We start from the raw sequence: 25,655 nt of genomic DNA, 5'->3' as shown, positions 1-25,655 counted from the left end.
CAAAACCGCGAGTTATGCGGTACCCCAACAGCCCCCGCGTGGGTGCTCCTTGCTTGTGTGGCCGGCGGCGCGATGCTTTAGTGAACGTCTGTTGCCGAGGCAGAGACCGAGATGTTCCAGTCGACGGAAGAGATCCGACAGCTGCTGCAGTCCGCCGGGGTTGTGGACACCCATTATCACGTCGGCCCGGAGCTGGTGATCCGCCGGTACGACGTGAAGTCTCTGGCGGACGTCGCTGCCCCCTTCGGCGCGACGCTCGTGCTCAAGAACCATACCTATCCAACCACGCCGCTGGCCGCCCTGGCGCGCGCCCGTTTCGGCGCCCGTTTCTTCGGCGGGGTGGTCCTCAACAACTATGTGGGCGGGCTCAATCCGGCGGCGATCGAAGGTGCCATATCCGGGAATCGGACCCGCGTCGATGATCCGGCACCGGACAATGCACCTGTCGTCGTCTGGATGCCAACCGTCCATGCGGTGGCGCACCTCGAGACCTATGGTTTCGGCTTCGACCCGCGCTGGTCTGGATGTTGCTCGCATGGCCACGAGCCCGATCCGGCAAGCGCCAGTTCCGAGCCGGTGCCCGTGGTCGCCTTCGACAGCGAGCTGCGCGCGACGACCGGTCTGATCGCGACACTCGAAGCCATCGCGGCCAATGGCTGCATTCTTGCGACCGGCCATCTGTCGGGTCGCGAAGTCAAGCGCCTCGTTCCCATGGCGCGCGAAATGGGGATAAAGCGCGTGATCCTCACCCATCCGCACCATCCTGCCATTGGTCTTTCCGACGAGGACCAGCGCCAGTTGGCAAAGTTCCCCGAGGTCTTCGTCGAACATTGCTTCGCCATCCATACCCAGGATGGCGTCGCACTCTCAGCCTTTGCCCAGGCGATCCGCGCCGTCGGTCCGGAGAAGACCCTGCTCTCCACCGATTTCGGCCAGGTCAACAGCGAGCCGTTTCCCGAAGGCACGGTGCGCTATGCCGCCGAACTGGCGGCCCTGCTCGACGGTGAGATCTCCAAGGCGGATTTCCTTGCAATGTTCTGCGACAACGGCCGTCGCGCCCTGCTTCTGTCCTGACGCGTGTGGGGCCGTTGGCCCGATCTATCCGCAAGCTTCTTAGCCGCGAGATCCGTCGGCGTCTACGCGTTCGGGAGAAGGCTGTGCAGTCGGCGCGGGCTCGCGCTTCAGCCGCTGCTCTGCCAGCCTATCGGCAGCTTCGTGGGTCGACAGGCCCCGCGCTTGCGCCGTCTCGAACACCTGCAGCAACGTGTTGCCGATACCGGCGAGCCGGCGGTCGAGCTCCTCGCGCCCGAAGCCGAAATACTCGCCGGCAAGCTGAATGAGGCCGCCGGCATTGATCACGTAATCGGGGGCGTAGAGAATGCCTCGATCTCGCAGCATCTCCGCATGCGTTGGAGCCGCCAGCTGATTGTTGGCCGAACCCGCGACCATGCGCATTTTGAGCCGAGGCACCGTATCATCGTTCAGGACCGCGCCAAGGGCGCAGGGGGCGAAGATGTCCGCCGGTACGTCATAGATCTCTTCGGGGGCCACGGTCCGTGCCCCGAAACGGGCAGCAGCTTTAGCCACCGTCTCAGGCCTGATGTCCGTGACCACGAGGACGGCGCCAGCGCCAGCCAGCAATTCGCAAAGGCGCCAGCCCACATGGCCGAGCCCCTGAACCGCAACCGTGGCACCGGAGAGATCGTCCGCGCCGGTAAGGTGCTGGATGGATGCCTTGATGCCCGCGAAACAGCCGCGGGCGGTGCTGGGCGAAGGATCACCGCTGCCGCCGAGGCTTGGCGGCAATCCCAGCACCTTGTCGGTTTTCTTCGCGATCTCGGCCATGTCGTCGGACGTGGTGCCGACATCCTCGCCGGTGATGTAGCGTCCCTGCATGCGATCGACCGCCGTGCCGATCGCATGGAGCAAGGCAGGGGTCTTCTCCGTGGCTGAATCGGCGATCACCACCATCTTGCCGCCGCCAAACGGCAGATCCGCCATGGCGCCCTTGTAGGTCATGCCGAGGGAGAGGCGCAGAACGTCGGCAACCGCCTCGCTCTCGTCCCTGTATGGCCAGATCCGGCAGCCGCCGAGCGCTGGACCACGCACCGTATTGTGCACGGCTATGATGCCGCGCAGCCCAGCTTCCCGGTCTGCAACGAACACGACCTGCTCGTGATCGGAAAAGCTCGGATGATCGAAGATCCGCATCAATGACTCCCAGCTCCTTCCCATGACAACGCCGTAGAGGCCACAAATGCTCCGCCATAAAGATTGGAAAGCGGTTTGCGGCGTAAAGGAAGGGGCTGTCGTTCACCCCCTCTCGTCGCTCTTGGCCTGCAGAGCCTGGGACAGCAGAACGCAGCCGATCGAGATGCCGATCAGGATGGTGGAGATGGCGGCGATGGTCGGATCGATCTGATCACGCAAAGTCGTGAACATGCGGCGTGTCAAGGTCTCGTTGAGCCCGCCGGAGATCAACAGCGCGATGATCACCTCGTCGAAGGAGGTGAGAAAAGCGAGCAGCGCGGCTGAGATAACGGAGAACCTGATCTGCGGCAAGGTGATCGTAAGAAAGGCGCGCCAGCGGGGTGCGCCAAGGCTGCGGGCGGCTTTCTCCTGATTCTCGTCGAAGCTCTTGAGACCCGAGGCCACCAGCGCCATGACAAAGGGCAACGCAAGGGTCGAATGGGCGATGACCAGCCCGGTGGTCGTGTAGAGCAGGTTTAGCCGCGAGTAGAGATAGAACACGCCGATGGCGATGAAGATCACGGGGACGACCAGGGGGGTGGCCAAGGCGAAGAAAATGGCGGTGGCGAGGGGTCCGCGGCTCATGTGCAGGCCATAGGCAGCGAGCGTGCCCAGAGGCGTGGCGACGAGCACCGTGACCAGGGCGACGCGCAGGGATACCCAAGTCGCAGAGGTCCATTCGGTCGAGTTCCAGTAGTGCTCATACCATCGCGTGGACCAGCCCGGCGGGGGAAAGCCGAGGAAGCTGGAGTCGGAGAACGACATCGGCACGACCAGCAAGGTGGGCAGCAGCAGGAACATCATGATCGCGCCGCCGAGCACATAAAGCCAGGCGCGCTGCCGGTGGGTGGCTTGCCAGTGCGAGGCCATGGTCAGCGAAACGCGCCGGCGCCAAAACCGGCCCGGGTGAGGCGGTTGGCGAGATAGAGAATGAGGCCCGTGGCGATGAGCAGCACCACGCCGAGGGCGCTTGCCGCGCCCCAGCTGTTATAGAGCCGCAGATTCATATCGATGCGCAGCGCGATCATGATGACCTTGCCTCCGCCGAGCAGCGCCGGCGTCACATAGAAGCCGAGGCACAACACGAACACGAGGGAGATGCCCGCAAGCAATCCGGGGAGGGATAGCGGCACGAAAACGTCCCAGAAGCTCCGGGCGGGTCCAGCGCCGAGATTGGCGGCGGCCTTCACGTAATTCGGGTTGATCGCGCGCATGGACGCATAGAGCGGCAGCACCAGAAACGGCACCATGATATGGGTCATGCCGATGGCGGCACCGGTGAAGTTGTGCACCAGCCGGAGCGGCTCGTCCGTCAGCCCGAGATCCCGAAGCGTGGTGTTGATGAGACCGTTGCGCTGGAGGAGCACCAGCCACGCATAGGTGCGGACCAGAAGCGACGTCCAGAACGGCAGCAGAACCGCCAGCAGGCAGAAATTGGCGACGCGCCGGGGCAGCTGCGACAGCAGATAGGCCAGGGGATAGCCGATGAGCACGGTGAAGAAGGTGACGGCCAGGCTGAGCAGGAACGTGGTTTGGAACACCCGGAGATAGGACGGCTGCTCGACCAGGCGCTGGTAGTTCACCAAGGACAACTGACCGGCATCGTCGAAGAACGACAAGGCGAACAGCCATCCGGTCGGGAGAAAAAGCACGACTGAAACCAGCAGGAGCGCCGGAAAGCTCAAGGCGAGGACGCTCCAGTATTCCTTGCGGGCATAGGCGCGCAGCGCTTCGCCGTTCACGGGTGGATTGACCATGCGCCTCACCTCTCCGCCGGCAGCAGGATCGTGTCGGCCTGGTGCAGACCGAGCCTGATGGGCTGGCCGGGATCAGGAAGCGTATCGGTCAGGCCGTGCCGCGTCTGAACCTTGACCGTGAGCTCCGGGCCGTTTGCCAGCGTAACGAAGACGATGACCGCATCGCCCACGAAAACCTTCCGGCTCACAAGCCCGTCCAGTTCGTTCATGTCGGAGCTCGACGGTCCATTCAGCAGGTTGAGCTTCTCCGGCCGCACCACCAGCATCAGCGGCCCGTCCGGGATCGAACCGGGCGGGTTCAATGGACGCGATCCAAGCAGGATCCGGCCGTTTTCCCGTTGAACCGGGAATACGTGGGAATCGCCGATGAAGTCCGCCACGAACAGGTTGGCGGGGTGCTGGTAGATCTCTTCAGGCGGCCCGACTTGCTGCAACCGCCCCTGGCTCAGAACCGCCACCCGGTCGGACATGGCCAGCGCTTCGTGCTGGTCGTGGGTGACATAGACGGTGGTTGCGCCGACGCGCTCGTGCAGCCGCCGAATTTCAACCTGCATCGCCTCGCGCAGCTTCTTGTCGAGCGCCGAGAGCGGCTCGTCCATCAGCAGGACCGGCGGCTCGAAGACGATGGCCCGGGCGAGCGCGACCCGCTGCTGCTGGCCGCCGGAGAGCTGGTCGATCCGGCGGTTGCCGAAGCCGTCGAGCTGCACCAAACCCAGCGCCCGTTCGGCGCGCTGTTCCGCTTCGCTACCCTTGATGCCGCGCAGCTTCAGCGGATACTTGACGTTTTCCAGCACCGTCATGTGCGGAAACAGGGCATAGTTCTGAAAGACCATGCCCACATTGCGCTTGTGCGGCGGCAGCAAGGTCACTTCTGTCTCGCCGAACCTGATGCGGCCGGAATCCGGATGGACGAACCCCGCCAGCGCCATCAGCAGCGTGGTCTTTCCCGAGCCGGAAGGCCCCAGCAAGGTCAGGAACTCGCCTGCCATGATGTCGAGGCTGACGCCGGCCAGGGCATGGGCGCTCCCATAGACCTTGGTAAGCGCCTCGATTTTGATCGGCAGTGAACGCGCAGGTGTGGTGGCGGTCATGTCGAACGCATTCGAACCTGTGTGCTATCCAGGGGCACAGCGCCCGCACCGGCGCGGCCGATGCGGGCAGGAGCTCGTCGAGTGGGCCGGCCGGCTATTCCTGAACCAGCTGCGTCCACATTTCCTGGACCTTCTCGGCGTTCTTCAGGTCCCCCCACCACTCGTCATTCACCGGGACCTGAACCTTCAGGTTCTGCGGCGCTGACGGCAGGGTCTCCGCGATCTCCGGCGTGATCTTGCCCGTCTCGTAGGCCTTGCTGTTCACGGGACCATAGGCGATGAATTGGGGGATGGCGGCCTGCATGTCCGGCGCGAGCAGCCGGTTCAGCACCTTCATGGCCAGTTCCTTGTTCTTGGCGCCCCGCGGCACCACCATGCAATCGAAGGCGAGGATGCCCTGGTTGAAGGTGAGGGCCACCGGCGCACCATCCTCGATCACCTTGGCAACACGCCCGTTCCAGAACGGCATCATGTCGATTTCACCGTCGGTCAAGAGCTGGGTCGCCTGGCCGCCGGAGGTGTACCAGACCGTGATGTGCGGCTTGATTTCCCGGAGCTTCCGGAAGGCCCGCTCGAGATCGAGCGGATAGAGCTTGTCCGGCGCAACCCCATCTGCAAGCAGCGCGATTTCCACGTTGTGATAGGGGTTGTTCCACATGGCCCGCGTGCCCGGGAACTTCTCGACATCCCAGAAATCAGCCCAGCTCTTCGGCGGATTATCGCCATATTTCTTGGTGCTGTAGGCCAACACCGTCGACCAGTTGGTCAGGCCGCCCACCCAGTCCTTCTTGACCACCGCCGGATCGATGCCGGACGTATCGATGACGCTATAGTCGAGCGGTTCCCAAAGGTTTTGCTGGGAGCCGACCAGACAATCGTTCACATTGGCCTCGGACAGATCCATCGAAGGACTGCCGGCTTCCACCTGCACCTTCACATCGGCGAGCGAACTGATCGTCTCTTCGCGGATGGTTATGCCCATTTCCTTTGCCAGCGGCTCCAGCGCGCCCTTTCGCACAGCTTCCTGATAGGTGCCACCATAGCCGGCATAGACGATCGTTTCGGTCGCTTGTGCTGGCGGCGTGAGAAGATGGGCGAGCGCTGCCAGCGTGCCCACAATGCCAAGCTGTCGTTTCATGATATCCTCCCCAGTAACAGCTCTCGTGCTGGTCTCGTTTTTCTACGCAAAAGCTGAGGTGGTGCACTCAGCCTGAATAACGCCGGATAAACGGTCAAGCAACTTTAGTGGCGAACCGGAAGAATTACAGCAAAGGCAGAACGACCCGGCTCCAGTGCCTGTCTGTTGGCCGACCCTACGACTGTCGCGCGATACCCCTGTCCCTCCAGCATGGGTATCACATCTCGCAACCACTGTCATGCACCAATGTTGCTTGACAGAGAACAGACGCGCATAAATAGTGATGTGGAATGAGAGCGGCCAATAACGCAGATAGCCCCGGCCAAAACGGGTGCATCGTGAGCCGCCCAGGGGGAAATCCATGAGCACCGAGTTGCCCAGTCATGCCCGTGTCGTGGTGATCGGCGGCGGCGTGGTCGGCTGCAGCATAGCCTACCACTTGGCCGCGCTGGGTTGCACCGACGTGGTGCTGCTCGAGCGCTCGAAGCTCGGCAGCGGAACCACGTGGCATGCTGCCGGGAACATGGAGACCTATCGCGCCGACCCGCTGATCAGCGACATGATCGCCTATTCGGTCGGCCTTTATCCCAAGCTCGAGGCGGAAACCGGCCAAGCCCTCGGCTGGCGGCAGACGGGCCGGGTTTTCTTCACAACCGAGAAGCGGCGGATGGAGATCTTTCGTGGCCTCAAGCCGCTGGGCCAGGTCCGCGGCATCGAGCTGGAGCCTATGACGCCGGCGGAGGTCGCCGCCAAGCTTCCGGTGGTCAGTGCGAAAGGTCTTGAGGGCGGCCTATGGGTGCCGGGCGATGGCCGCATCAATCCTACCGATCTGGCCACGGCCATGGCGCGCGGCGCCAGGCTGCGAAGCGCCCGGGTGTTCGAGGATACGCCGGCCACCGGCTTCGCCACCCGAAACGGCCGCATCCATGCGGTCTTGACGAAACACGGCGAGATCATCTGCGAGCATGCGGTGATCGCCGCCGGCATGTGGTCGTCGGACCTTGGCACCTTGGCCGGCGTGCACATTCCGCTGCACGCGGTTCAGCATCACTATCTGCTGACCAAGCCTATCGACGTCATCACCCGGGACATGCCCATGTTCCTCTCCTATGACGAGAAGTGCTACGGCCGGGAAGACGTGGGCGGGCTGCTGCTCGGCTTCTTCGACATCAATGCCATACCGGTGTCACCGGCCGAACTGCCGGATGATTTCTCCTTCGGCCTATTCGATGTCAATTGGGAGCAGATCGAGCCCAACATGGAGGCCGCCCTGGAGCGCTTTCCGGTGATGCAGACCGCGGAGGTGCGCACCGTCATCAACGGCCCGGAAAGCTTCACCCCGGACATGCAGATGGTGCTGGGCGAGGCGCCAGCGGTTGGCGGCCTGTTCGTGGCCGCCGGCATGAACTCTTCCGGGATTGCCCTGTCGGGCGCGGTGGGCCGCCTGACCGCCGAATGGATCATGGACGGACGGCCGAGCATGGACGTGACCAAGCTCGACATCCGTCGCTTCGGTGAAGCACAAGCGGGCCGGCCCTATCTCCGCCAGAGGGCGAGCGAAGTCGTCACCCATATGTGCCGTTTCCCCGAGCCGGAGCTTGATTTCGACAACACCCGGCAGATCAGGCTTTCGCCGCTGCACGAGGCCATGGCGGCGCAAGGCGCTCAATTCACCACCGTGCAGAGCTGGGAATGCCCGATCTGGTTCGGCAAGGGCGAACCTGGAGCAGTCGCTGTGGCCGAGGAAGTGCAAGCCGCGGAAACCGCCGTGGCGCTGTTCGACCGGTCCAGCGACTGTGTCCTGCATCTCGAAGGTCCGGCGGCCGAGCAGACGTTGCGGCACCTGAGCGGAGCCCCCCGAGTGGCTGTTGGCGAGGCGCGACTGGCGCCGTTCCTCAACCGGTTCGGCGGCTTGGAAGCGTTGCCGGTGGTCGTCGGGCTCAAGGAGAACGGCTATCTCCTGTTCACGGAAGCCGAACAGAGCACCCGCCTCAAGGCTTGGGTAGAGCGCCACCGTCCGGATGGGACCGTCGCGCTCGTGGACGTGACCTCGGGCTGGGCCTGCCTGCGCCTGGTCGGTCCGCATGCTGCAGCGCTCGTTGCGGCCGCCGCGGAGGGTTACGATCCCGAGGGACCATCGCTGCAGCCGATCCAGCTCGGCTTCGCCCCAGCGCACGCCTTGACCGTGGCCGGGCTGACCGGAGTGTTCCTGCTGATGCACACCGAATTCGCCGTCTGCGCCTATCGGGCGATCATCGACAAGGGCGAGCATTTCGGACTGCGCCATGCCGGGAGCCTTGCCGCTGCCACGCTCGCCACCCGCAACGGAATGCCGCGCTTTGGCATCGACGTCACGCCGTTCACGGATTTGGGATCGACTGGTCTGATGGACCTCCTCGAACCTGAGCACAATAGGGTGTTTCTCGGCCGGGATGCCGTTCTCACTCACAATCAGGAGCGTGCCCTGCGGCGCAGCTTCGTCTTCAGGCTGCCTGGATATCGCGGGGATGGGTTGCTGCACGCACCGCTTCTGGCCGACGGCGCGCGGGTCGGCCACGTGACCAGTGTCGCGGCTGGCGGCGACGGTGGCGACGACACGGTGCTCATGGCCCTGATCGAGGCCCCTGTCGCGGCGGGCACCGAGCTGGCCGTACTGGCCGGTGGTGTCGCGCGACCGCTCTTTCCCCTTCCCTCTCGCGCCTAACAAGCCCGGCAGACGCGGAGGTCTTGATGAAGATCGTCGGCTACGTGCATCGGTTCGCCGTGGCGCCGGGAGAGCGGCTCGCCTGCATGGTGAGCTGCGAAGCGCCGGCGTATCGCGCCGAAATCCTGCAACTGCGCCATGGTGACGTGAACCCTTCAGGCCCCGGCTTTCGCGCGAGGCCGGTCGCCTCCGGCATCGATGGGACATATGCCGGGCATGTCCAGGGGATCCATCCCGGGTCTTATATTTCTGTAGCCGAGTGCGGGCCATTCGACAGGCTGCGTAGCTTCACCCTGTGCTGCTGGATCTACCCCACCCTACTGGCAGCCGCCCCGGCCGCCCTCATGTCGCGGCGGGTCGAAGAAGGCCAGTGCGGCTTCGCATTGGAGATCGGTGAAGGTGGTTGTCTCACCGCCCGGATGGGTGAAGGACTGCAAAGCCCTGCTGTGTCTTTGCGGAGCAAGCACTCATTGCGCGAGCGGGAATGGACATTCGTCGCCTGCCGCTTCGATGCAGAACAGGGGAAGCTCATCCTCGACCAATTCGCCAAGCACGAGTGGCCGGGGCTGCCCATCACGGGCCGTACGGAACGGCACGTGGCGGCGACCAAGCCAGGCATTCCCGAGGTCCCGTTCCTGATTGCCGCGAGCCATCGGGTACCGTCGGAACAACCATCGGCCATTCAGCATCATTTCAATGGCAAAATCGACCGGCCAATGGTGTTCGAGCGCGCACTCGCCGATGCCGAGCTGGACGCCCTTCGTTCCGGCGCGCAGGGGCCTGAGCGGATGCCGGGCGTGGTGGCGGCTTGGGATTTTTCCGTCGGCATCAGCAGCGCGGTGGCTTTCGACCGGTCACCAAACCAGCTCCACGGCGCCATCCACAACATGCCGGCGCGGGCCGTGACCGGGCACAACTGGGCTGCGGTCGAACAGGACTATCGCTCCGCACCCGAGCAATATGGCGCGATCCACTTCCACGACGATGACCTGGAGGACGTCGGCTGGACGCCGGACATCCATCTCACTGTGCCCGAGGACTGGCCGTCGGGCATCTATGCCTTCCACCTCACGACCGATGGCGCGGAGGACTACGTGCCGTTCATCGTGCGGCCGCCAACCGGTCGGGCGACGGCGCCGATCGGCTTCCTCATTCCGAGCCTCACCTACCTCGCCTATGCCAACAACAACCTGATCTTCGAAGAGGGGCACCTCACCAGCACGCCTTCCGCGGAAATCCTCGAGGATTTGGCCAAGCTGGCGACCCCCTATGAAGAGTCGATCCTCCGCTATGTGCCGCGGCACCGGCTCAGGTCGCTTTACGAGCATCACAGCGACGGCAGCCCCGTCTGCTATGCCTCTTGGCTGCGCCCGCTGGTCAATATCCGGCCGCGCTACAACAAGCCGAACCTGGAGTTCCGCTTCCCCCACCTACTGTCTTGCGACCTTTATCTGGTCGACTGGCTCGAAGAAAAGCAGCTGCCCTTCGACGTGATCGATGATGTGCTTCTGCACGATGAGGGCAAGTCACTGCTGGACCGCTACAAGGTCATCGTCACCGGGGCCCATCCGGAATACTGGACCACGCAGATGATGACGGCCTTGCAAGCCTATCTCGCTGAGGGCGGGCGGCTCATGTATCTCGGCGGCAATGGCTTCTACTGGGTGACCTCCATCGATGCCGAGCGGCCGCACCTGATGGAGATCCGGAGAGGGTATACCGGGTCGCGCACCTGGACCTCCGAACCGGGCGAATGCCATCACAGCCAGACCGGTGAGTTCGGCGGCCTGTGGCGCACGCGCGGCCTGCCGCCCCAGGCAGTGGTGGGCATCGGAACATCCGCGATGTCGGGTCTTGCGCCAGCGGGTGCCTACCGGCGCACGCCGGCCAGTTATCAGCCGGCCGTGGCCTTCATCTTCGAAGGTATCGAGGATGAGGTGCTCGGGGATTTCGGCCTGCATATGGGCGGCGCCGCCGGCTGGGAGATCGACCGGGCGGATCATCGCCTGGGCACACCGCCCAATGCGACCGTGCTCGCCGCGTCCTTCGGGCATCCGGATGCGATGCAGCGAGCCATTGAAGAGCTGGTGGCGGTCGACCCACACCAGGGCGGGACCGAATGCCCGGATGTGCGCGCCGATATCACCTATTTCGAGACGCCCAAGGGCGGCGCCGTGTTCTCCGTCGGCTCCATCACCTACATGGGAAGCCTGTCGCACAACAATTACGACAACAACATCTCCCGTCTGACGGGGAACGTGATCCGCGCCTTCGCCTTCAAGCGCGACCTGAGTGCCCCGAACGGAAGCTAGTCATGCGGGATGCGGCGCCAGGTCCGGCGCGAGATTGTCGGCCAGATAGGCCATGAAATCGTGAATTTCCCGCTCCAGCCAGCTGAGCGGGCCACTCGCCGCCAAGGGGGCGCACGAGCCCTTGTAGATCCCCTCGACCACGAACCGGTCCTCCGCATTCACCTGATCGAAGAACTGCACCAGCGGCGTCAAGTGCGCCTCGAGATCGTTGATCTCCGCATAGTTCTCCGGGGCAAGGGCAACGCCCACCCGGACCTGCACCTCGCCGGGGCTTTTCGGACGCAGGGACAGGTGCCAGAGATAATCCGGCGAGCAGGAGAACATGTGTGTGGGAAACACGGTCGGCATCACCGCCGTGCGCCGCCAGATGCCCTCCAGCCGCTTGTTTTCGGGATGGGCATTGCCGTATTTCGCCCCCTCCGGCTTGGTGAAGGTCGAATAGGTGAAGGCGCGATAGCGCTCCTTCGGGAAGCTCGTGTCTTCAAGCCGCATCCCGGCGCCCACTGTCGCCTTGTGCGCAACAGGGCCGTGATAGCCCTCCATGAAATTCTCGGTCAGCAGCTTCCAATTGGTCTGCCACACATGGTCCTGGTGAATGACCGGCACATAGCTGGCCATTCCGTAACGAGCCAATAGCGGCTCCAGCGGAGCAAGCTCCGACGCGATGCTCGGCGCGTTCTGGTCGAGGGTAATGTAGATCCAGCCGTTCCAAACTTCGGTCCGGATCTCCGGCAGGCAGTAGTCTTCCTTCCTGAAGCTGTCGGTCTGCTGCATATGGCCGGCGCCGATCAGCTTTCCATCCAGATCATAGGTCCAGGCGTGATAGGGGCAGATCGCTCGGCGCATATTGCCGCGGCCTTCCACCAGGATCATCATGCGGTGCAGGCAGACGTTCGAAAAGGTCCGTATACGCCCGTCCTTGTCGCGGATGACATATACGGGCTGATCTGCGATGGAATAGGTGATGTAATCCCCGACATTCGGGATCTCCGCCGCGTAGCCCGGACACACCCAGGCTTTGGCAAAGATCCGCTCCATCTCCAGGTCGAAGATCTCCTGGCTGTTGTAGAGCGCGGGCGGCGTGGTTCGCGTGTGCCCCAGCGGGTCGGCTGCATATCGCTTGAGCTTGCCCAAGAGATCGATCGCCTCGGAGGAGAGCTGGCGGGTGGTCACTGGCATTCCTCTTTTTTCATATCGATTGATCGGTTTAACAATAGGCTGAGCGAAGCCGTCTGGTCAAGGAGCTGCCGCGTTGAGCTGAGGGGTCCCGCGCCGGCGGCGCCGCGATCTCACGCGGCCAGGGCTTGCCGAACAGCCTCCGGGTCGAGTGCGCGGGTAATGAACACGATCCGGCTGCGATGATCTGCATCCGGCCAGGCCTCGAGCGCCACCGGCGGATGCAGGAGATGCTGCACACCATGAATGACGATGGGCGCGTCCCGGCCCATGACGTTCACGATGCCCTTGATTCGGAGCAGCTTGCTGCCGTGCGTGGCGATCAGCTTCCGCAGCCGGATCACGAAGTCGCGCCAGTCCAACGGTTCCTCCAGGGTCACGCAGAACGACGCGATCTCCCGCTGGTGCCGTGGTCGATCGAGCGCGTCGCCATGACCTTCGTGATCGTGGTCATGGTGATGATGATCTTCGTCCGTCTGCTGATAGGCTTCCGCGGCAAGCCAGCGTCTCACGTCCGCGGTTTTCGTTTCGGGATTGTAGTAGCCCGCATTGAACAGCTGCTCGGGAGACACCACGCCCTCGACCACGGTGATGATCGGCGCGCCCGGGTTCAGGTCATGCAGCCGCGCCCGCAAGGCTGCTTCTTCGGCATCGCTCACCAAGTCGCTCTTGGTCAGCAGCAGGCGATCGGCCATGGCTGCCTGCTTCACCGCTTCCGCGTAAGCTTCGAGCGTCGCCATCCCGGTCACGCCGTCCACCGTCGCAAGGACGCCGTCGAGCCGAAAGCAGTCCGCCAGCAGCTGGTCGGTGAGCAGGCTGTGAATGATGGAGGCCGGATCGGCAAGACCCGTGGTTTCGATCACGACCCGCTCGAATGGCGGAACCTCCCCCGCATAACGCCGCATATAGAGCTGGCGCAGCGTCCGGATGAGATCATCCTTCATGGCACAGCAGAGGCAGCCATTGTCCAACAGCACGGTGTTGTCCGCAACCGTGGTGCCGATCAGATGATGGTCTAGCCCGACTTCACCCAGCTCGTTGACGATGACCGCCGTGCGCGCCATGCCTGGCAGCGCCAGGACATGACGCAGAACGGTGGTCTTGCCGCTGCCGAGAAAGCCGGTCAGCAGAGACACCGGCAGCGGCCGGTCGCCCATGGCACTCGGCTCGCCGTTCGCCATCACCGCTAGGCCACGACCGCGATCGCATCGATCTCGATCAGAAGCTCCTTCAGGACAAGATCGGCCCGCACCGTGGCGCGGGCCGGCGGATTATTGGCGAAATACTCATCGAATGCCTTGTTGAACCCCTTGTAATTGGCAAAGTCGGTGATGAATACCGTCACTTTCAGGACGTCGGCGAGACTGGCTCCGACGGACTCCAGCGCGTATCGGAGATTGTCGAGCGTCGCCCTGGTCTGCGCTTCGATGTCATTGCCGCCGACGATCTTGCCGTCCTTGTCGATGGCGGCGACGCCCGCCGTGGCGACGATGTTGCCCCGCCTGGTCGCCTGGCAATAGCTGCCGAACGGCTTCATCATGGTCGGCGGATTGACACGTTGAACAGTCATGATCTTCTCCTCCCTGTCGGCCGGCATGTGCCGCCGGCACCAGCTGCATGATTGGCGAACGTCACTGGATTGTCAGCACCCGTCGCGGGTTCTCGATGAGAATCCGGTCGATCTCGGCCTGGCTGAAGCCCTTCCGCTTCATCACCGGCACAACGTTCTCGAGAATGTGCTGATAGCCTTCGCCGCCATACGGCTTGAGGCGAAGCTTGGAATCCACGTCGTGCGAGACAAGCACCTGATCGAGATGGCCGGCATCGGCCAGCGCCCTGATATGGGCAATCCGCCCGGCATCATTGGGCATGTCGATATCCGAAAGCGGATAGTGGCGGGTTTCCCAGCCGAACAGGTCCTGCTCGCAATAGCAGCCGGTCTTGGCGAGCCGGATGAAGTCGCGATCCTCGAAGATCGTGCGGTCGAGATGGCAGATGATGGTGCGGGTGGGGTCGCCGCCCGCCTCCTCGACGATGCGCATGGCCTCGAACGGCGCGTTCACATCTCGCCCCGGGTGGATCGTGAGGCCAAGGCCGGTGCGCCGCTGCGCCTTCGCCGCAGCCCTCAAAGCCTTGACTTCCTGAGGATGCATCGGCCAGGACAGGCCGACCTCGCCGATGATGCCGGGCCGGACAGCAGGCGTGCCGGCGCCTTGCTCGATATCTGCAACGATGACGTCGGCAATCGCGTCCTCGTCCATCGTCGCAAGCTCCGGCGGCTGAAAGTCCCGAACATAGAAGCCGGTGCCCATGACGACCTGGAGGCCGGTTGCCTCGGCCATGCGCCGCAAGGCCTGCGGATCGCGCCCGACCCCGATCGGCGTGACTTCCACGATGCAGCTGCCACCCGCCTTGCGGTAGTCGAGTAGCGCGTTCGTCACCAGATCCACATCGAGGAGCTGCATCGCCTCCTTCAGCAGGAACGGGTTGCGCCGGACGGCATAGTAGTTCTGCAGCGTGATCGGCTCATACCAGTCGAGCCCTGCAGTCGTGGCCTCCGCCACGGCCGCGGCGTGGCTGCCCTGACTGTCGAGCCCCACCGCCAGGAAGTCTATCACCATGTGCTCATGCATCTGGGTGATGCCTATCTCGCTGGGCGACACCGGCCCGAGCACAGTCATGATCTTTCCACTATGAGAATTGGCCATCCCGCCCTCGTTATCTCGTGTTAAGCTCTTGCGCGGGTGCGCAAATCGATCTGCGTCGCCGCGGACGCGCGGTCGTGTTCGCGCGCATTGGCTTCAGGCAATTCCAGGGGCACCACGGCCGCCTTCTCGATGTCCCAGGACAGCTCGACCTCCTGGCCGGAGGGTGCGACGAGCCCGTCGGCGGCATCGGCCGGCTTCCGCACAAGAGCGGTGGGCCCGTCCAGGACCTTCACCACATATTTGCGGGTGGTGCCCAAATAGACCTGGCTCTCGACGCGGCCGCGCACGGAAGCGGTGCCCGGGGTGATCCCAGCCGGGCCCGCGGGGCGGATGCGCAGCATGTCCGGACGCAGCACCAAAGCCGCACGGTCGCCGTTGCCCAGCGCCGCCTGGCGCAGAGCCTTGTCGGCGATCGGCAGCACGAGAGAATTGGCTGCCAGCATGCCTTGCCGAATCTCGCCGATGAAGGTGGTCGACTCGCCGATAAAGGTCGCGGCAAACAGGCTGGCCGGTTTCCTATAGATCTCCTCCGGCGTCCCGATCTGCTCGATGCGACCGCCGTTGAACAACGCAATGCGATCGCTCATGGCCAGCGCCTCTTCCTGGTCATGGGTCACGTAGAGCGCGGTGTGGCCCACCTCACGGCAGATCTTCATGATCTCGATCTGCATGGATTCGCGCAGCTGCCGATCGAGCGCGCCCAACGGCTCGTCCATCAGCAGGAGGCGCGGCTCAAACACCAGGGCGCGGGCCAGGGCGACCCGCTGCTGCTGCCCGCCCGAGAGCTGCTGGGGCTTGCGCTCACCGAAGGCGCCGAGCTGCACCAGGTCCAGCGCATCCTGCACCTTCCGCTTGATCTCGGCGCGGGGTAGGCCGCGCATTTCGAGCGGGAAGGCAATGTTGCGCGCAACCGTCAAATGGGGAAACAGCGCGTAGTTCTGAAACACCATGCCGATGTCGCGCTTGTGCGGCGGAACATGGGTGAGATCGACGTCATCCAGCACCACCCGCCCGCGGTCCGCCGCGAGGAAGCCGGCCACGATGCGCAAGGTGGTGGTCTTGCCCGAGCCGGACGGTCCAAGCAGGGTGATGAACTCCCCGGCACGCACGTTCAGCGACACGTCCTTGAGGATGTGCAGCGGTCCAAAGCTTTTGTTGATGGCCTCGATCTCGAGCCGGCCCGTGGTGGCGGTCATTCGGCAGGCCCTCCGCTATTCGCGCCGGCCAATTTGCGGGCCGCGAGCACCGCAAGCAGGATGAGCAGCGTGAGAGCCGTCAGCAGGCTGGCGGCCGCGGCAATAGTTGGGTCCATGGTGAAATTCGCCTGTTCCCACATGGTTACGGGCAAGGTGCGTAGGGCCGGCGTGGTCAGAAACAGCGCGATCACCACCTCGTCCCATGAGGTGATGAAGGCGAAGAGCGCACCAACCAGCACCCCGGGCGTGATCAGCGGCAGCGTGACGCGAACGAAACTGCGGAAGGGACTGGCCCCTAAGTTCTGCGCCGCGCGCTCCAGGTCGGGATCGATGCTTTGCAATGACGCCGCGACGGTGATGACGACGAAAGGCAGCCCGAGCGTTGCGTGTGCGAAGACCAGCCCGACATAGGGGCTGAGCCCATAGCGCTGGTAGGCGAAATACATGCCGACTGCGGTGACCACCAAGGGCGCGATCAGGGGGCTTATGATCGCGCCCTTGATGATCCCGGCGCCGATGAACCTCCCACGCACCAGCGCAAAGGCGGTCAAGGTGCCGAGAACCGTCGCGACGGCGGCGGCAACCAAGCCGATTTCCAGGCTGTTCAGCGCCGAGCTGCGCCAGTGATCGGAGGTGAAGAAGTGCCGGTACCAGTCCAGGCTGAAGCCGGGCGGCGGAAACGAGAGCAGCTTGCCCGATGAGAACGACATCACCACGATGACGAGGGACGGCGCGATGAGAAAGGTCGCGATCAGCGCGCCCAAGAAGTAGAGCCATAATCCGGGCCGCGTGTACATAGCTCAGCCCCGACCCTGATCGAACATGGACTCAAGCCGCACGACACGGCTGCCTAGGGCGATCGCGATGAGTACGACTGCGAGCAGCACGACACCCAGGGCGCTGCCGAAGCCGAAATCGAGCAGCTTGTTCACCTGCATGACGATGAGCAGGCTGAAAAAGGCCGTCCGCCCGCCGAGAATGGCCGGCGTGATGTAAAAGCCCACCGCCAGCACGAAGACCAGCAGGCAGCCAGCCAAAACACCCGGCATGCACAGGGGGACGAACACGCGCCAGAAGGCGACAAGCGGTGAGGCACCAAGCCCCGAGGCGGCAAGGTGCAGGTTCTCGTCGAAGCGGCGCATCGCGGCGATCAGCGGCAGAACCATGAACGGGAGCAGCACGTGGGTCATGCCGATGACGATCCCCAAGGAATTGCCCATGAGCTTCAGCGGCCGCTCAATGAGACCCAAATTGAGCAGGCTCCAGTTGATCAGGCCGGAATCACGCAGGAGGATGGTCCAGGCATAGGTGCGCACCAGCAGACTGGACCAGAAAGGCAGGAGCACGAGGACAATGAGCAGCCACTGCCATTTTCCGGCGAGCCTGTAGGTGAGATAGGCGTAGGGGAAGCCCAACAGCAGGCAAAGCGCAGTGACCAACCCGGCCATCCACAGGGTGAACATCAGCGCGCGCGGATACACCGCGGATTCGAAGAACTTCAGGTAATTCGCCGGTGAGGGGTCAAAGAGGCTGCGCTCCACCATCACCGCGAGCGGCACGAAGAAGAAGACCAGAATGAATGCGGCCGCCGGAACCACCAGCCAGCCGACGCCCCATCGTGGCGCCAGGATTTTCCATCCCTGTGCGGATATCGGCTCGGCCACGGCCCGAAAGGTCAAAATTCGTCTCCAATCCGCTTCTAAGTCGTGTGGGACGAGGCAAGCCTGCTGAATGGACAGAGGCTTGCCTCAACCAAAAGGCTCGGTCGGCGTGAATAGAGCGACGGCTCGCCGCTCAGTTGACGCCCGCCAGCCACTCGGTCCAACGGCGGTTCACCTCGGGGCGGTTCTTGTCGTACCAGGCATCATCGAGGAACACCGAAATGTCCGCATAGGTGGATTGGAGATAAGGCTTCTTGGCCGGATCGACCTTATCCAAGGATTTTTCGTTTATGGGACCGTAGTCGATGTAATCGGACAGCTTCGCATTGTTCTCGGCGGATGTGATATAGGCCGCGAGCTTCATGGCGAGGTCTTTATTCTTGGTACCCTTGGGGATGACCAGATAGCCAGGCGATACGATGCCCTGGTTCCACTGAATGGCAATCGGCGCATTCGCATTCTTCATCAGGTCCGTGAACCGCCCGGTCCAGCAGCCGCCCATCACCGCCTCGCCGCTCGCTACCAGCTCGGCACAGCCTTGGTAGCTCGGCGCGATCACCAGATCATCGCCCAGAGACTCGAGCTTCTTCACGGCACGGTCAAGATCGAGCGGATAGAGCTGCTTGGGATCCACCCCGTCACCCAGCAAGGCCTGCTCGAACACATAGGAGCTCGCGTCGTTCATGAGCACGCGCTTGCCCGGGACCTTATCGGTGTCGAAGAAATCTTTCCAGTCCTTCGGCGCCTTGTCGGCCGGGACCAGATTGGTGTTGTAGCCGATGGCGAGCCCGCTGTTGGAATGCCCCGCCCGGTAGCCGGTCGTCATGTACTTGTCCGGCTGCAGCTCCGAACACGGCACTAAGGTGCAATCGATCTTCTCCAGCAAGGGCGCGTCGCTATCCATTCCGAAATCATTGGCGACCACCGCAAGGTCCCACACGACGTTGCCCGATTCGACCATGGCTTTTAGCTTGGCATAGTCGATGATGTCGTAGACGATCTTCACATCCGGGTTGGCCTCCATGAAGGGCTTGAGCCACGCCGGCTCCTCGGCCTTCTGAAGCGCGCCGCCGAAGCTGACATAGGTCAGGACGGTTTCGGCCGACGCGGCGCCCGGCACGAGAGCGGCCGTGCCGATGACGATCGCTGCGGAGGCGAACAACCGCCGCATGGCTGTGCTGCAAGTCGCTGAAAACCCCATTTGATCTCCCTCCAACCCTGTTTTTCATATCGGCTGATTGGTTTAAAATGTTATGCCTCGCCGGAAAGTTGGTCAAGGCCGATCAGCCGGAAAAGCGTTCAGCCGCATATGATGGAGCACGTTTCGCATGCCAATCAGCCAGTATGCAAAACGCGGGCGGAGAACAGCAGCTTGGGGTTGACAGGAGCGTGGACGCGGCGGCATGTGCCGCCTGGAGGCTGCGAGGGCCTTCGATGCTGCAGGACAGAAGGAGAAGGGCGGAATGCCGAAGGTTGGCATGGAACCGATACGGCGGGAGCAGATCCGGCGGGCTGCCGCCAAGGTCATTTCCAAGAGGGGGTTCGACCGCACCACGCTGGCCGACGTCGCCAAGGCGGCGAAGGTCAGCACAGGCATGATCAATCACTATTACAAGAACAAGATCGCGCTCTTGGTCGATACGTTGCTCTATGTGTCGGAATGGTTCCAGACCGCCATTCGTGCCGAGGTCGAAGCGGAGACGACTGGGGAGGGCAAGCTGCGCGCGCTGACCCGCATCGGGCCGTTCGACACGAAGGGCATGCCCTATGTGGGATCCCGCATCTGGGCTTGGGCCATGGCCGAGTCCATGCAATCGAAAGAGCTCAGGCAAGTCATTCAAGAACGCCGTCGCCTGTTCGAAGAGATGATTGCGGAGGTGCTCGCTTTCATCCGGCCCGACATCGATCCGCAACATGCGAAAGCCCTGGCTGCCGAGCTCGATGCCTATGTGAACGGTCTTTGCATCCATACCGTCACCGGGGCTGAGAACCTCGACAAGGCATCGGTCGAGCGAAGCTTCCTGCAGGCTGTGGCGGCAGGGCTGGGTCTTGCCGTTCGGGATGGACAGCTCGTCAGACGCTCGGGAGAGAACAGCACCGCCGCGACGGCGATGCGGGACCGGCGCAAGCGTGCGGTCGCCCATTGAGCTGTGTTGCCAGTCATGCAACAAAGTTGCTTGACACACAATAGAGGGAGTCACTAGGCTCAGGATATTCCGTCCTGCAGCGTGCCCGGCGGCTCGTCGCGCCTGGCTTTCAGGAGATCTCCATGAGAAAGTTGAACGTCATCGCGCCGGAGATCTTCGACCCCGGGCCCTTTGCCCATGCGGTCCGGGTGGACAATGTGGTCTACACCTCGTCCATCGCCGCACTCGATCGAGACGGCCGGCTTGTCCGCCCGGGTGATCTCGCGGCCCAGGCCCGGCAGATCTACCGGAACCTGGGCGCGATTCTCGCGGCGGCGGGCGCGGGCTGGTCCGAGGTGGCAAAGGTCAACCATTTCTTCGCCCCACCCGGGCCATCAGCCGCCGAAATCGCCGAGTTGCGGTCAATTGTTGCGGAGCATCTGCCACAAGGCCAACAGGCGGGCACGGATATCTGCTTCGGGCTCGCGCACGAGGGCAGCCGGCTCCAGGTGGAGATGATCGCCCATGTCGGCACGGAAAAGCGCGTCTTGGATGGCGGCAGCGGGCATGGGGAGACCTGGGCGCCCGGCATTCGCGTGGGGCGTCACGTCTATCTCGGCGGGCGTCGTGCGTATCGTCCCGGCGGCGCCGATCCCGCAACCCTCGGCGACCAGACGAACGCGATCTATACCGGCTTCGACGCTCTCCTGAAGCAAGCGGGCATTCCCTGGCGCGACCTGGTCCGCGTGCGCCAGTTCATCACTGAAACCTCTGCGGATTTCAACCTGGTGCGCGAGGGGCGCGGTAGCTTCGTGCCAACCGGGCGGTTCACCTCGACCTCGGTCGCCTGTCTCCGGCAAGACCCGAGCGGCGGCGGTGACGACGGTGGCTGGGTGATCGCCGCGGAAGCCGAGGCCGCCAGCGGCACCAAGATCTCGCTCAACACCAATGCCATGGTGGACACGCCGGGCGTGCCGCACGCGGTGAAGGTCGGCGATCTCGTGCACCTGCAGGCGGAAATCTCGAACGACGAGCAGGACGAGATCGTGCATCCCCGCGATATCGAGGCGCAGGCACGCCGCGTGATGACCTTCATGGACAAGATGCTGAGCGCAGCCGGGTGCACATGGTCCGATATCGTCACCAGCCGCATCTTCTGCCGCGAGCGCGAGCATCTCGAGATCGTGCGCCGCATAGAGCGGCACTGGGCGGGCGATGCGGCCTACGCGCGCTCCGACGTGGTCTGCCGCTTCTTCCATGCCGAGGCGCTGGTCGAGGTCGAGCTGACCGCCCACTGCCGCTAAAATCAAGGGTGATCCATGAGCAACGCCCGTCTGAAGGACACCGCCATCGAGCGGGAATACCGTGCCAGAACCGCCAAATCGGCTGAGCTCATGGAGCGCGCGGCGCGTTCCATCACCGGCGGCAACACCCGGACCACGGTCTTCCACCCGCCTTATCCGGTGGTGTTTGAACGCGGCTCCGGCCCTTGGCTGTGGGATGTGGATGGCAACCGCTACCTGGACCTCTTCTATAATGGCCTGAGCATCATTCACGGCCACGATTATCCGCCGATCAGAGAGGCGATCACTTCCCGGCTGAGCGACGGCATGGCGCTGGGCAACATCTCCGATGAGCTGGTGAGCTTCGCGGAGCTGCTGCAAGCGCGCCTGCCCAATGCCGAGCTTCTGCGATTCACCAATTCCGGCTCGGAGGCCGGAATGATCGCGGTGCGCGTTGCCCGGGCCGTGACGGGCAGACCGCTGATTCTCAAGGCCGAACGCGCCTATCACGGCAGCTATTCGGATCTGGAGGCGGGACTTTACGGTTTCCGTGACATGCCGGGACGGGCGCTGATCGCCGAGTTCAACAATGTCGCGTCCTTCGAGAAGGTGCTTGCCGAGCACGGGCGCGACATCGCGGCGGTGGTGCTCGAGCCGATCATGTTCACCGGGCGTGTGATCCCCCCGGAACCCGGATTTCTCACCGGCGTACAGGCGCTGGCAAAGAAGCATGGCGCGGTGTTCATCCTCGATGACTGCCTGATGTTTCGCTTGGCAGAAGGAGGCTCGGCGGAGAGGTTCGGCCTCGATCCCGACCTCATCATGCTGGGCAAGTTCCTGGGCGGGGGAACGCCCATGGGCGCGGTGGCCGGGCGGGCGGAGATCATGAGCATCCTCGATCCGCGCAAAGGGGGCAGCGTGTTCCACGGCGGCTCGTTCAACGGCAATCGCATCGGCGCGGCCGCAGGGCGGGTTGCTGTTGCGGACCTCACAGCCGGTGCGATTGCGGCAATGGACGGTCGCGCCATTCAGCTGAGGCAGGCGCTCAAGGCAAAGGCCGATGCGCTGGGCCTGCCGGTGGCGGTGACCGGGGCCGGTTCCGTGCTGGGCATCGCCTTTCTCAACGACCCCGCACGTCACGAAGACGATCCGTCCGCCTTCGGCGTGTCTGTTCTCTTCCAATTGGCCTGCCTCAACCGGGGCGTCTCCTTCGCGCCCGGAGGTGTCATGGCGCTGGCGACAATGGTTGACGACGCAGCACTCGCGCATGGGGTGAGCGCCATGGAAGCTGCACTCGAAGCGGTTGCCGAGCTGACCGGCTGACATGATCATTCCGCATTGATGGCGGGAAGAGCTTCGGGCATGGTCGGCGCGAACAGCAGCTGGCGAGGCCATCTCGAATGACGGACAAAAGGCGATCTGCGCGGAAGGCATTGGAGACTGTGAAGGGGCCGGCGGAAGCCGTAGAAGATCTCGATGAGGTGGTGGTTTCTCGGGAGAACGACCTCGAGCTGGTCATCGGCCTCGAGCTTCGCGCCCTCCGGCAGAAAAAGGGCCTCTCCATCGCTGATCTGGCGGCCATGTCGGGTGTCTCGCGCGCCATGCTCTCGCGGATCGAGAACGGCAACACGTCCCCTTCCCTCGGCACCATGAAGTCACTGGCGAAGGCCCTGAACGTGCCGATCGCCACCTTCTTCCGACGCTACGAGGACCTGCAGGACGCCACCTTCGTCAGGGCTGGCGAGGGGCTGCATGTGGAGCGGAAGGGCAGCCGCTTCGGGCACCTCTACCAAGTGCTGGGCCATTCCAACAACCCGCGGATCATCATAGAGCCCTATCTGATCACGCTCACGGAGGACTCCTTCGTGCATCCGGCCCTGCAGCACAATGGGATGGAGTTCATCTACCTGCTGGAAGGGGAAATGACCTATCGCTATGCCTCGAAGAGCTATCGGATGCGCCCGGGCGACTCCTTGTTCTTCGATGCCTCCGCCCTGCATGGGCCCGACAAGCTGGACCAGCTGCCGATCCGCTATATCTCGGTGGTCGCCTATGCGCGCGAGCTCGACTGATCACTCAAGTCGTCCAACGACCTATCCTCGCCGCAAGCGCCTGGGTTGGGACCCGAGCTGATCGTCCGCTCGCCTCATATAGGCTTCAACTTCGCACATGTGTTCCTTCATGGCAGCCAGCACCTTCTGGCGGTCGCCATCGCGCAGCAGCTTCAGCAGCGTGCGGTGGCTGTCGATGTTGTGCTGCCCGAAATTTCTGTGCTCGGCATAATTGTTCGTGCGCATACTGACGAGGTCGCGCAGGAGATCGTTCAGGAAACGGCAGGTGACGGTGAGGATCGGGTTGTCGCAGGCTTCGGTCAGAATGTCGTGGAATCCGATCTCCACCCGGCGGCCCATGGCGTAGTCGCCGCTCTTCTGGAGCTTGTCGCATTCCTCGATATTGGCTTGCAGTCGCCCAAACTGCTCTTCCGAAATCCGCCCGACGACGTTGTCCGCCAAACGCACCTCGAGGTCTGCACGAAGATCGTAGATGTGCTGGAAGGTGATCGTCTGGAAATGCACGAAGGCGCGCAGCTGCTCCAGCACGCGGTCGAGGGAGACCGGCTGAATCTCGGCGCCTCCGTTCGGGCCCGTCTGCATCTTGATGAAGCCCTGGATCTCCAGCGCCTTGAGAGCCTCGCGAATGGTTCCCTTGGCGCAGCCGTAATGCTGCATCAGCTGCTTCTCATTCGGCAGGCGATCGCCGGGCTGAAGGTTCTCCCGTGCGATCCACTGGTGCAGGTCGGCCAGGATCTGGTCCGACAGCTTCAATTTCTGAAAGGGCTTGCGGCGTTGGAGAAGGCTCACCCTGTCCTCCGCGTGTTGCCTTGCCAGCTAGCCGCGGCTGAGATAGTCGAACGCGGATAGGACATGCGTGCGGACGACGTGGAGAAAGTCTTCGACATCCACATATTCGTCCTTCTGACCCATGCCGTAAGGATAGGGGCCATAGATATAGGCCGGCACGCCTCTTTGCCGCCATAGCCGGGCATCGCTGCCGCCCATGCTGATAATGGGCGTGGGCTTGAAGCCGCGCAGCGCCTCAACGTTCTGCTGGATGATCTGCGCCATCTCCCCAAAGGGATCGCAAGCCTTAGCCTCGGAGTAGTTGATCTCCTCCATGGTGACCTCGGGATAACGCGCCGCGATCTCCCTGATCTTGGGCAGGATGTGCTCCTTGGCGTAGCCGACGGGCAGGCGGAAATCGGCCTCGAATTCGCAAAGCCCGGGGATCATGTTGACTTTGAGCCCACCATTGATGCGCCCGATGTTCAGCGTAACCCTCTGCAGCGTCTTGCTTGCGCCTTTACCCAAGGCGCGCTCGATCGCCGCCTCGCCCTCCGTCAGAGCCCTCTCGATGTCTGGCGTTCCGGGGGTGGGGATCTCGGTCACCGCCTCCAGATCGTGGATCAGCTTGGCGGCGATCTTGGTGGCGCTGGGCGAGAGATGGGTATAGGAGCCATGCGCCCCGGGCGTGCGCACCGTGAACTTGATCCATAGCGGCCCCTTCTCGCCGAAGCGCAGCGTGACCGGACCGCTCGGCTCGCCATTGAGGCAGCAGTCGCCCAGCACCTCGTCGCGATGATGCTCCATCAGATAGCGCGCGCCCCAGGGCCCGAACGTCTCCTCGTCGGATACGGCCGTCAGCGTCAGCTTGCCTTTCAGGTGCTCACGGAGGCGGTGGAGATAGCAGTAGGTGAAGATCGAGGCCGAGGTGCCGCATTTCATATCGGCGATGCCGCGGCCCCAGATCTTGCCATCGGCGACAGCACCGCTCCAAGGTCCGTGCGTCCATTCCTCGGTTTCGTCCACGGGAAACACGTCGATATGGCCGTTGAGCACGAGATGCCGGCCAGGCGCGCCGCCTTCGAACGTGCCCACGATATTGGCCATGGTGGGCTGCGGGTCGACGAGCCGGAAAGGCACGCCCTTCGCGCCGAGGAAATCGGTGACGACCTTGACCGCCTCGGTGGTGTCCCCCGGCGGATTGGGACTCTTGGCCCTCACGAACCTGCACACAAAATCGATGAGTTCGTCGCGATCCCGCTCGATCCATTCGAGCAGCTGCCCCTTCAAATCCATGCTCGCTTCCCCGTCCCGACGGCGATTTGATATCCGTCCAAAAGCTGTTGCCTTCGATCATGTTTATATGAATTATAGCCATAGTTAGAAGAAAAATGTCTGCACAGGCGGAGGGGT

The 25,655-nt window shown here is 63.3% G+C and carries 22 protein-coding genes; 7 read left to right on the top strand and 15 right to left on the bottom strand.

The features are described from left to right. Positions 1-111: 111 nt before the first annotated feature. A complete protein-coding gene (locus tag E4P09_RS18545) occupies positions 112-1,074 on the top strand; it encodes a DUF6282 family protein (RefSeq protein WP_137391108.1) in 963 nt (320 codons plus the stop codon). Positions 1,075-1,113: 39 nt separating this feature from the next. Here E4P09_RS18545 and E4P09_RS18540 read toward each other — a convergent pair whose 3' ends face one another. The 5 genes from E4P09_RS18540 to E4P09_RS18520 form a co-directional block, all read right to left on the bottom strand. After that, a complete protein-coding gene (locus tag E4P09_RS18540; protein WP_137391107.1) occupies positions 1,114-2,211 on the bottom strand; it encodes a Glu/Leu/Phe/Val dehydrogenase dimerization domain-containing protein in 1,098 nt (365 codons plus the stop codon). Positions 2,212-2,313: 102 nt separating this feature from the next. Then, the gene (locus E4P09_RS18535) at positions 2,314-3,120 is read right to left on the bottom strand and encodes an ABC transporter permease (RefSeq protein ID WP_137391106.1); all 807 of its coding nucleotides are present in this window, start codon (positions 3,118-3,120) and stop codon (positions 2,314-2,316) included. 2 nt (positions 3,121-3,122) lie between these two features. Beyond that, the gene (locus E4P09_RS18530; RefSeq protein WP_137391105.1) at positions 3,123-4,007 is read right to left on the bottom strand and encodes an ABC transporter permease; all 885 of its coding nucleotides are present in this window, start codon (positions 4,005-4,007) and stop codon (positions 3,123-3,125) included. Positions 4,008-4,012: 5 nt separating this feature from the next. Beyond that, entirely contained in the window at positions 4,013-5,098 is a 1,086-nt protein-coding gene (locus tag E4P09_RS18525) for an ABC transporter ATP-binding protein (protein ID WP_137391104.1), read from the bottom strand. 94 nt (positions 5,099-5,192) lie between these two features. Continuing rightward, positions 5,193-6,236 (bottom strand): ABC transporter substrate-binding protein, encoded by a 1,044-nt coding sequence (locus E4P09_RS18520; protein ID WP_137391103.1) that lies wholly within the window; start codon positions 6,234-6,236, stop codon positions 5,193-5,195. Positions 6,237-6,597: 361 nt separating this feature from the next. Here E4P09_RS18520 and E4P09_RS18515 point away from each other — a divergent pair, with 361 nt between their 5' ends. Together E4P09_RS18515 and E4P09_RS18510 are read left to right on the top strand one after the other, a co-directional pair. Next, a complete protein-coding gene (locus tag E4P09_RS18515) occupies positions 6,598-8,940 on the top strand; it encodes an FAD-dependent oxidoreductase (protein WP_137391102.1) in 2,343 nt (780 codons plus the stop codon). A gap of 26 nt (positions 8,941-8,966) precedes the next feature. Beyond that, positions 8,967-11,252, top strand: coding sequence for a N,N-dimethylformamidase beta subunit family domain-containing protein (locus tag E4P09_RS18510; RefSeq protein WP_137391101.1), 2,286 nt, complete (start codon positions 8,967-8,969; stop codon positions 11,250-11,252). On the opposite strand, the gene E4P09_RS18505 is transcribed toward E4P09_RS18510, so the two are convergent. From E4P09_RS18505 to E4P09_RS18470, 8 genes are all read right to left on the bottom strand, one after another. Next, positions 11,253-12,431, bottom strand: a complete 1,179-nt coding sequence (locus E4P09_RS18505; protein ID WP_137391100.1) for an aromatic ring-hydroxylating oxygenase subunit alpha — start codon at positions 12,429-12,431, stop codon at positions 11,253-11,255. It lies immediately after the preceding gene. A 110-nt stretch (positions 12,432-12,541) separates the two neighbouring features. Next, positions 12,542-13,609 carry a CobW family GTP-binding protein gene (locus E4P09_RS18500; RefSeq protein ID WP_205042179.1) on the bottom strand — a complete coding sequence of 356 codons (1,068 nt, stop codon included), beginning with the start codon at positions 13,607-13,609 and terminating at the stop codon, positions 12,542-12,544. A 5-nt stretch (positions 13,610-13,614) separates the two neighbouring features. Continuing rightward, on the bottom strand, positions 13,615-13,998 hold the full coding sequence (locus E4P09_RS18495) for a RidA family protein (RefSeq protein WP_170984498.1): 384 nt from the start codon (positions 13,996-13,998) through the stop codon (positions 13,615-13,617). Between the two features lie 61 nt (positions 13,999-14,059). After that, positions 14,060-15,109: a phosphotriesterase family protein gene (locus E4P09_RS18490; RefSeq protein ID WP_170984497.1), complete on the bottom strand. Its 1,050-nt coding sequence runs from the start codon at positions 15,107-15,109 to the stop codon at positions 14,060-14,062. Positions 15,110-15,156: 47 nt separating this feature from the next. Beyond that, positions 15,157-16,332 carry an ABC transporter ATP-binding protein gene (locus tag E4P09_RS18485; protein ID WP_137391097.1) on the bottom strand — a complete coding sequence of 392 codons (1,176 nt, stop codon included), beginning with the start codon at positions 16,330-16,332 and terminating at the stop codon, positions 15,157-15,159. After that, the gene (locus tag E4P09_RS18480; protein WP_137391096.1) at positions 16,329-17,129 is read right to left on the bottom strand and encodes an ABC transporter permease; all 801 of its coding nucleotides are present in this window, start codon (positions 17,127-17,129) and stop codon (positions 16,329-16,331) included. Before E4P09_RS18480 ends, E4P09_RS18485 begins: the two co-directional genes overlap by 4 nt. Before the next feature lie 3 nt (positions 17,130-17,132). Next, positions 17,133-18,011 carry an ABC transporter permease gene (locus E4P09_RS18475; RefSeq protein WP_205042178.1) on the bottom strand — a complete coding sequence of 293 codons (879 nt, stop codon included), beginning with the start codon at positions 18,009-18,011 and terminating at the stop codon, positions 17,133-17,135. A 115-nt stretch (positions 18,012-18,126) separates the two neighbouring features. Next, positions 18,127-19,164, bottom strand: a complete 1,038-nt coding sequence (locus tag E4P09_RS18470) for an extracellular solute-binding protein (RefSeq protein WP_170984496.1) — start codon at positions 19,162-19,164, stop codon at positions 18,127-18,129. A gap of 292 nt (positions 19,165-19,456) precedes the next feature. Between E4P09_RS18470 and E4P09_RS18465 the strand changes: the two genes are divergently transcribed. From E4P09_RS18465 to E4P09_RS18450, 4 genes are all read left to right on the top strand, one after another. Beyond that, a complete protein-coding gene (locus E4P09_RS18465; RefSeq protein ID WP_170984495.1) occupies positions 19,457-20,140 on the top strand; it encodes a TetR family transcriptional regulator in 684 nt (227 codons plus the stop codon). A gap of 122 nt (positions 20,141-20,262) precedes the next feature. After that, a complete protein-coding gene (locus E4P09_RS18460; RefSeq protein WP_137391092.1) occupies positions 20,263-21,423 on the top strand; it encodes a RidA family protein in 1,161 nt (386 codons plus the stop codon). A 15-nt stretch (positions 21,424-21,438) separates the two neighbouring features. Next, complete coding sequence (locus E4P09_RS18455; RefSeq protein ID WP_137391091.1) at positions 21,439-22,725, top strand: aspartate aminotransferase family protein; 1,287 nt, start codon at positions 21,439-21,441, stop codon at positions 22,723-22,725. Between the two features lie 77 nt (positions 22,726-22,802). Continuing rightward, positions 22,803-23,474, top strand: coding sequence for a helix-turn-helix domain-containing protein (locus tag E4P09_RS18450; RefSeq protein ID WP_137391090.1), 672 nt, complete (start codon positions 22,803-22,805; stop codon positions 23,472-23,474). Between the two features lie 21 nt (positions 23,475-23,495). Here the strand turns inward: E4P09_RS18450 and E4P09_RS18445 are convergent, their stop codons facing one another. Together E4P09_RS18445 and E4P09_RS18440 are read right to left on the bottom strand one after the other, a co-directional pair. Further along, positions 23,496-24,263 (bottom strand): FadR/GntR family transcriptional regulator, encoded by a 768-nt coding sequence (locus tag E4P09_RS18445; protein ID WP_137391089.1) that lies wholly within the window; start codon positions 24,261-24,263, stop codon positions 23,496-23,498. 27 nt (positions 24,264-24,290) lie between these two features. Further along, positions 24,291-25,538 carry a M20/M25/M40 family metallo-hydrolase gene (locus E4P09_RS18440; protein ID WP_137391088.1) on the bottom strand — a complete coding sequence of 416 codons (1,248 nt, stop codon included), beginning with the start codon at positions 25,536-25,538 and terminating at the stop codon, positions 24,291-24,293. Positions 25,539-25,655 lie beyond the last annotated feature (117 nt).

It is taken from the genome of Rhodoligotrophos defluvii, assembly GCF_005281615.1.
Classification (GTDB): domain Bacteria; phylum Pseudomonadota; class Alphaproteobacteria; order Rhizobiales; family Im1; genus Rhodoligotrophos; species Rhodoligotrophos defluvii.
This window is presented reverse-complemented; position numbering and strand designations above follow the sequence as displayed.

Coding starts and splice junctions, on each gene's coding strand:
- E4P09_RS18480 (WP_137391096.1), bottom strand. CDS start 17,129: ATGTACACGCGGCCCGGATTATGGCTCTACTTCTTGGGCGCGCTGATC.
- E4P09_RS18505 (WP_137391100.1), bottom strand. CDS start 12,431: ATGCCAGTGACCACCCGCCAGCTCTCCTCCGAGGCGATCGATCTCTTG.
- E4P09_RS18470 (WP_170984496.1), bottom strand. CDS start 19,164: ATGCGGCGGTTGTTCGCCTCCGCAGCGATCGTCATCGGCACGGCCGCT.
- E4P09_RS18500 (WP_205042179.1), bottom strand. CDS start 13,609: ATGGCGAACGGCGAGCCGAGTGCCATGGGCGACCGGCCGCTGCCGGTG.
- E4P09_RS18450 (WP_137391090.1), top strand. CDS start 22,803: ATGACGGACAAAAGGCGATCTGCGCGGAAGGCATTGGAGACTGTGAAG.
- E4P09_RS18540 (WP_137391107.1), bottom strand. CDS start 2,211: ATGCGGATCTTCGATCATCCGAGCTTTTCCGATCACGAGCAGGTCGTG.
- E4P09_RS18485 (WP_137391097.1), bottom strand. CDS start 16,332: ATGACCGCCACCACGGGCCGGCTCGAGATCGAGGCCATCAACAAAAGC.
- E4P09_RS18515 (WP_137391102.1), top strand. CDS start 6,598: ATGAGCACCGAGTTGCCCAGTCATGCCCGTGTCGTGGTGATCGGCGGC.
- E4P09_RS18465 (WP_170984495.1), top strand. CDS start 19,457: ATGCCGAAGGTTGGCATGGAACCGATACGGCGGGAGCAGATCCGGCGG.
- E4P09_RS18460 (WP_137391092.1), top strand. CDS start 20,263: ATGAGAAAGTTGAACGTCATCGCGCCGGAGATCTTCGACCCCGGGCCC.
- E4P09_RS18535 (WP_137391106.1), bottom strand. CDS start 3,120: ATGGCCTCGCACTGGCAAGCCACCCACCGGCAGCGCGCCTGGCTTTAT.
- E4P09_RS18455 (WP_137391091.1), top strand. CDS start 21,439: ATGAGCAACGCCCGTCTGAAGGACACCGCCATCGAGCGGGAATACCGT.
- E4P09_RS18495 (WP_170984498.1), bottom strand. CDS start 13,998: ATGACTGTTCAACGTGTCAATCCGCCGACCATGATGAAGCCGTTCGGC.
- E4P09_RS18545 (WP_137391108.1), top strand. CDS start 112: ATGTTCCAGTCGACGGAAGAGATCCGACAGCTGCTGCAGTCCGCCGGG.
- E4P09_RS18525 (WP_137391104.1), bottom strand. CDS start 5,098: ATGACCGCCACCACACCTGCGCGTTCACTGCCGATCAAAATCGAGGCG.
- E4P09_RS18490 (WP_170984497.1), bottom strand. CDS start 15,109: ATGACTGTGCTCGGGCCGGTGTCGCCCAGCGAGATAGGCATCACCCAG.
- E4P09_RS18520 (WP_137391103.1), bottom strand. CDS start 6,236: ATGAAACGACAGCTTGGCATTGTGGGCACGCTGGCAGCGCTCGCCCAT.
- E4P09_RS18510 (WP_137391101.1), top strand. CDS start 8,967: ATGAAGATCGTCGGCTACGTGCATCGGTTCGCCGTGGCGCCGGGAGAG.
- E4P09_RS18530 (WP_137391105.1), bottom strand. CDS start 4,007: ATGGTCAATCCACCCGTGAACGGCGAAGCGCTGCGCGCCTATGCCCGC.
- E4P09_RS18440 (WP_137391088.1), bottom strand. CDS start 25,538: ATGGATTTGAAGGGGCAGCTGCTCGAATGGATCGAGCGGGATCGCGAC.